General features: G+C 73.7%; 3 protein-coding genes and 1 pseudogene. 2 read left to right on the top strand and 2 right to left on the bottom strand.

From position 1 onward, the window contains the following. The first annotated feature begins 581 nt into the window (after positions 1-581). Positions 582-1,967, top strand: a complete 1,386-nt coding sequence (locus E6J59_00050; protein TMB24675.1) for a DUF4215 domain-containing protein — start codon at positions 582-584, stop codon at positions 1,965-1,967. Between the two features lie 128 nt (positions 1,968-2,095). Here the strand turns inward: E6J59_00050 and E6J59_00045 are convergent. Together E6J59_00045 and E6J59_00040 are read right to left on the bottom strand one after the other, a co-directional pair. Beyond that, positions 2,096-2,344, bottom strand: a pseudogene (locus tag E6J59_00045) (hypothetical protein). Between the two features lie 610 nt (positions 2,345-2,954). Beyond that, the gene (locus E6J59_00040) at positions 2,955-4,376 is read right to left on the bottom strand and encodes an HAD-IB family hydrolase (protein TMB24674.1); all 1,422 of its coding nucleotides are present in this window, start codon (positions 4,374-4,376) and stop codon (positions 2,955-2,957) included. A 96-nt stretch (positions 4,377-4,472) separates the two neighbouring features. Between E6J59_00040 and E6J59_00035 the strand changes: the two genes are divergently transcribed. Then, on the top strand, positions 4,473-5,337 hold an 865-nt coding region (locus E6J59_00035), incomplete at its 3' end, for a hypothetical protein (protein ID TMB24673.1).

Below are 5,337 nucleotides of genomic sequence, written 5' to 3'. Positions count from 1 at the left end.
GGCGCCGACGACGACCGCATCCGCGCGGCGCTCGCCCGACAGGCGGCGCGCCGGCGCCGGCAAGGGCAGGAGCCGATGCCATCCGCACATCGAGTCGTCGGAAGGGAGGGCGCGGGTGCGGATGGCTTGCGCCACGGAGCCGGGATCATACCGACCGCCGGATCTTTGTCACCGCGTCATGCCTCGTGGTAGGCGAACGGCGGAGGAACCGTCGCTGGGCGCCGGGGTTCGCTGGTCGCCTTCTCGGCCGCGCTGCTCGCGTCGGTAACCGGGGCGCGTGCGGACCGCTGCGCCGACGCACGCTATGTGGTGACGTCGGCGGGCGGGCTCCTGGGGGCCGGAGAGCCCGAGATGCTCGTCCTGCGGGGCAGGATCCTCGAGCTGAGCCCGGCTTGCCCGCCGGGGCGGGTGCGGCGGACTGCGACGGCGCGAGGGACGAGGCTCGTCGCGACCCTCCTCCACTGCCCGCGAGGGAGCGCCCGGCTCCACGTGCAGGCGACGATCGCGCCCGGCTGCCAGCTCATGCGCGGGACGGCGCGCGTCCGCGGGACGCGCCGCGCCTTCCGGGCGGCCCGTTCGACATGCGGCGACGGCCGCCTCGATGCGGGCGGCGGCGAACGCTGCGACGGCGCGCAGCTCGGGGGAGCCACGTGCGCGACCCTCGGGTTCGGCGCGGACGGACGCTCGGCTGCGGCACCGACTGCACCTTCGACGTGCGCGCGTGCGGACGGTGCGGGAACGGCCGGATCGATCCCGGCGAGGTGTGCGACGGCTACGCCGTCACGGCCGTGTGCGAGAACGGCGGTCGAGCGGTGTGCCGTCCGGACTGCCGGGGGCTCGACCTCGCCAACAGCTGTCGCGACGTCACGGGCCCGTGCGGCGACGGGATGCGCGAAGGCGGCGAGCAGTGTGACGGATCCGACACGCCGGGCTGCCAGGCGCTCGGGTTCGACGCCGGCCTCGCGGCCTGCCGGATGGACTGCACGGTCGACCCGTCCGGGTGCACGCGGTGCGGCAACGGCCAGAAGGAGCCGGGCGAGCCGTGTGACGGCGCCGACCTCGGGGGCGCGAGCTGCCCCGAGGGCGGGACGCTCCGCTGCGCCGACGACTGCAGCCAGCTCGACCGGTCAGGCTGCTTTTTCTGTGGGAACGGCCGCCGCGAGGGCGACGAGGAGTGCGATGGCGGCGATCTCGGCGGCGCCGGCTGCGACGCTCCCGCCGAGCGCGGGGGTGAGCTCCGGTGCACGATGGATTGCCGGCTCGACCGTCTCGGCTGCTGGCGGTGCGGCAACGGGAACCGGGAGCCGGGTGAGCAGTGCGACGACGGCAACCGGTCGAGCGGCGACGGCTGCTCGGCCGACTGCACGAGCGAGTGCGGCGACGGCGTGGTCGAGGGACCGGAGGAGTGCGACGACGGCAACGTCGTCCTGAACGACGGCTGCTCGTTCTGCTCGCTGGACACGCTCTTCGGAGGCGGGGGCGCGGAGGAGACCGACTGCAACCTCGCGTGGGGCGTGGCGGGCGTGCCCGCGGCCCCGGCCGTCGGCTGCACTGACGGCGACGCCTCGTGCGACCAGGGAAGCTCCGCCGGCGATTGCGCGTTCCACGTCACGCTCTGCCTCAATGTCGCCGCCCGGCTGGCGACGCGCTGCGTGCCGAGCGGTATCGCGCGCGTCGCACTCGCCGCGGAGAGCCTCGCGGGGCCGGCGGCGCTCGAGCCCTCCGCGCAGGCGGCCGTGCTCGACACCCTCACCGCCGCGTTCGAATGGGCGCCGGGCACCACCGTCGTCCGCGAGGGGACGACGCTCACGGCGACGCCCCCGATGACGCGCTACGCCGACGTCTGTCGCCCGCTCGCGGTCGTCGTCCCCGCGCGGGCGACGCGCACGGTTGCCCTCCTGGTCACCGATCCGCAAGAGCGGGTGGACGCGGACGCGATCGCCTTCTCGTGCGCCCCGGCGCCGTAATCACTTCTCGTCCACGCAGCGGCCACCAGGCGACCGGCTTCAAGGTGCCGCGCAGGGCGACCGGGCTCGACGTCGCACGCGCGCGATCAGCAAGGCGAAGCTCTTCGCCGCCGAGGGGGCTGTCGAAATCACGGGCGAGGCGGTGCAGATCTCAGTGGATGCATGGCGTTGGCGGTATTGAAGTTGTTGTGCAGCCAGACGTTCGTGTCACAGGTGGGGCCGTTGTCGTCCTCCATGTCGAAGTCGGTGTTGTTCTTCGCGGTGTTGCTCTTGACGGTGTTCCCGGTGGCTCCGGACCGCAGGACGATCCCGCTGCCGTTGCCGTTGACCGTGTTGGAGAGGACGCGGGTCCGGTGACACCAGGATAAACATCGACCCCATTGAGGCTGTCGTTGAGCACCTGACTGCTCCGGACGGTGTTGTTATCGCTATTTTCAGAGATCAGCACCCCCTCCGCCTGGTTGCCTGCGATGACGCTCGAGGAGATTTTGCTGGAGCTGATGACGTTGTTGCTTGAGGACAGGAACAAGTCGTAGCCTACTGCCGAGTTTCCCACCACCCTGTTCCCCTGAAAGTTATTATGGTTCTGTCAAGAGTGCCCGGGGCCACGGCCGCGCCCTCGCCAGGAGCCGGCGGAACCGATGCGGGGCGAGCGGCTCGGCAATTTGCCAGCCGAGGTCCATCACCTGGCGGATGCCAGCATCGAAGTCGCACGGTCCCGGCTGGGCGAGTACCCGTCCATGGCGGCCTCGAGGGCGGCCCCAGGCGCGCCGAGGAAGGTGAGTAGCTCAGCGGTGTCGTCCGGGGGTCATGCCGTCCGTTGCGGCCACCGCCCGCAGCGTCGCACCTGCGGGGGCCGCGCCACCGCCGTGATGGCCTCCCGCTGGGCGGGGACAGGCGGATCACGATCCCATCGCGGATCCAGGCGAGACCAGGACGGGTCAGGGACATCGGACGTTGGCCCGCGAGGATCTCGCGCCTCGCCGCTCAGCCCTCGAGCGCCCGAACGAAGAGCGCGCGCACGTCCGCGATCTGGCGGTCGAGCGTCTCGGCCTGCCAGCCATCGGTCGGGACCGGCGGATGCACGACCACCTCGATGGTCGCCGGACGGATGACCAGCCCGTGCTTCGGGAGGGCGTCGAGCGTGTTCCGGAACACGATCGGCACGATGGGGACGCCGGCCCCCATCGCGATGTGGAAGGCGCCCTTCTTGAACGGCCCGACGCGCGGCGTGGCGCTCCGCGTCCCCTCGGGCGCGATCACGAGCGACGTCCCCGCCCGGAGCGCGGCGATCGCCGGCCGGAGCGCCGCGATCGCCTTCTGGCGGTCGAAGCGGTCGATGAACACCGTGCCCGCGAGCGCAAAGGCGGGCCCGAAGAGCGGGTTCCGTCGCGCCTCCTGCTTCGCCACCCCGACGAAATCACGCCGCAGCAGCTTGCAGAGAAGCAGCATGTCGATCGCACTCTGGTGGTTGAAGACGAAGACCGCCGGGCGATGCGACCAGAGGTGCTCCTCGCCGCGCACCTGGAGGCGGACGCCGGCCAGCGCGGTGCCAAACTCGCCCCAGGTGGTGATGGCGAGGTTCACCATGTCGCGCCGGCTCCAGTTGAGCACCCCGGGCACGGCACCCAGCGCGAACGACGGCACGATGCTCGCGAGCGCGAGCGAGGAGCGCACGACGTCGGTCAGGCCCGGCGTCCCGCGCGTGGTGAAGCGGCGCGCTGGCCAGCCGCGCAGCGCGGCGATGGCCGCGAGGCGGCGGTCGGCGTTCGTCGGGCGTGGCCGGCCGACGATCTCGAGCAGCGGCAGGTCCTCGTGGCTGTCGGTGTAGAAGTAGCTCTGGGCGAGGTCGAGGCCGCGCTCGCGGGCGAGGTCGCGCGCCGCCATCGCCTTGCCGCCGCCGTAGACCGTGGGCCAGAGGTGGCGGCCGGTGAGGCGCCCGTCCCGCACCTCGAGCCGCGTGCAGAGCACGTTCGGGATGCCGAGCTCGCGCGCGATCGGCTCGACCTGGTAGCGGGTGGCCGACGAGACGACGGCGAGCGTGTGACCGCGGCGCCGGTGCGCCTGCACGAGCGCGCGCGACTCGGGGTAGATCGCGGTCGCGAGCGCGCGCGCGAAGATGCGCTCGGCGAGCTCGTCCAGCTCCTGCTCCGGCACGTCGCGCAGCCAGGCAGCCGTCGCGGCGATCAGGCCCGAGAAGCCGAGGCGCCCGAGTTGGAAGCGCGCCGTGCTCAGCAGCGCGGCAGCCAGGTCGCGGGCGCGCATCCGCCCGCTCGCCAGCCGATCGCGCAGGAACGCCACCGCCGAGAAGCCGGCGATCAGCGTGCCGTCCAGGTCGAAGAAGGCGCCCACCGCCGGCCCGGCGGGGCCCTCGTCGATCTCGCGGGTCAGGTCGGCGTGGAGCGCCATACAAAGCCGTCTCGGAAGATACCTCCGGCCCGGGCCCGCGGTCGAGGCACCGCCCGGCTTCCCGCCAGGCGCCGGGCATGGCTAGAATCCGCGCCGGTGGCGGTCCCCTCGACCCTGGCGCCCCCGCCCTCCTGGCCCTCGGCCGGGGGGCGGCGCGTCGTCTTCCTGCTCGATGCCTCGAGCCCGCTCGAGCGGCGGCTTCTCGAGCGGTGGATCGAGCGCGCGCGCCCCGAGGGCATGGGGCCCGGGGCCTACGACGTCGTGGCGATCCCTCCTTCGCGCCGGCGGCGGCGCGCGGGGCGCGTCGATCCGCGGCTCGAGGCGGCGCTCGCGGGGGGCGACGACCCGCTGCTTGCGCCCCTGCGCGTCGCCTGGCTGCCGGCCGAGCAGGACGGGGTGCGGCCGGCGCGTCTCGCCCAGCTCCTCACCCTCGGCGACCCGCGCGACCCGGGCCGGCTCCGCCAGGGGCGGGTGCTGCGACGGCACCCGCACCGCTGCCGCATCGTCGCGGGCGAGCCGGCGCCGGCCTCGGAGCTGCGCGAGCGCTGGCGGCGCGCCGGCGGTGCCGACGTCGCACACACCGCCGGGCTCCCGGACTTCGTCGCGCGGCAGGCGGCGCTCGCGCTCGAGCGCGCGGAGCGGCGGCTCCGCGGCGCACGCTACAAGGTGCCGCGCTTCGTCGAGGAGGAGATCGTCGCGCGGCCCGTCTTCCGCGGCGGCATCGCGCGCCTCGCCCGGACCCTCGGCCGCGACGAGGCGGGTGTGGCGCGCGATGCACGCCGCTACCTCCGCGAGATCGCCGCGCACCACAGCCCGCACGCGATCGACCTCGCGGCCAACCTGATCCGCTTCATGTACACGCAGGGCTACGGCGAGGCGCTCCACTACGACCGCGCGCAGCTGGAAGCCCTGGCCGCGCTCGGCCAGCGCCACCCGCTCGTCTTCCTGCCGACCCACAAGT

It is taken from the genome of Deltaproteobacteria bacterium (genome assembly GCA_005879795.1).
Taxonomy (GTDB): domain Bacteria; phylum Desulfobacterota; class Binatia; order DP-6; family DP-6; genus DP-6.
Note: the sequence above shows the minus strand (reverse complement) of the source record. Positions and strands in the feature narration are given on the sequence as shown.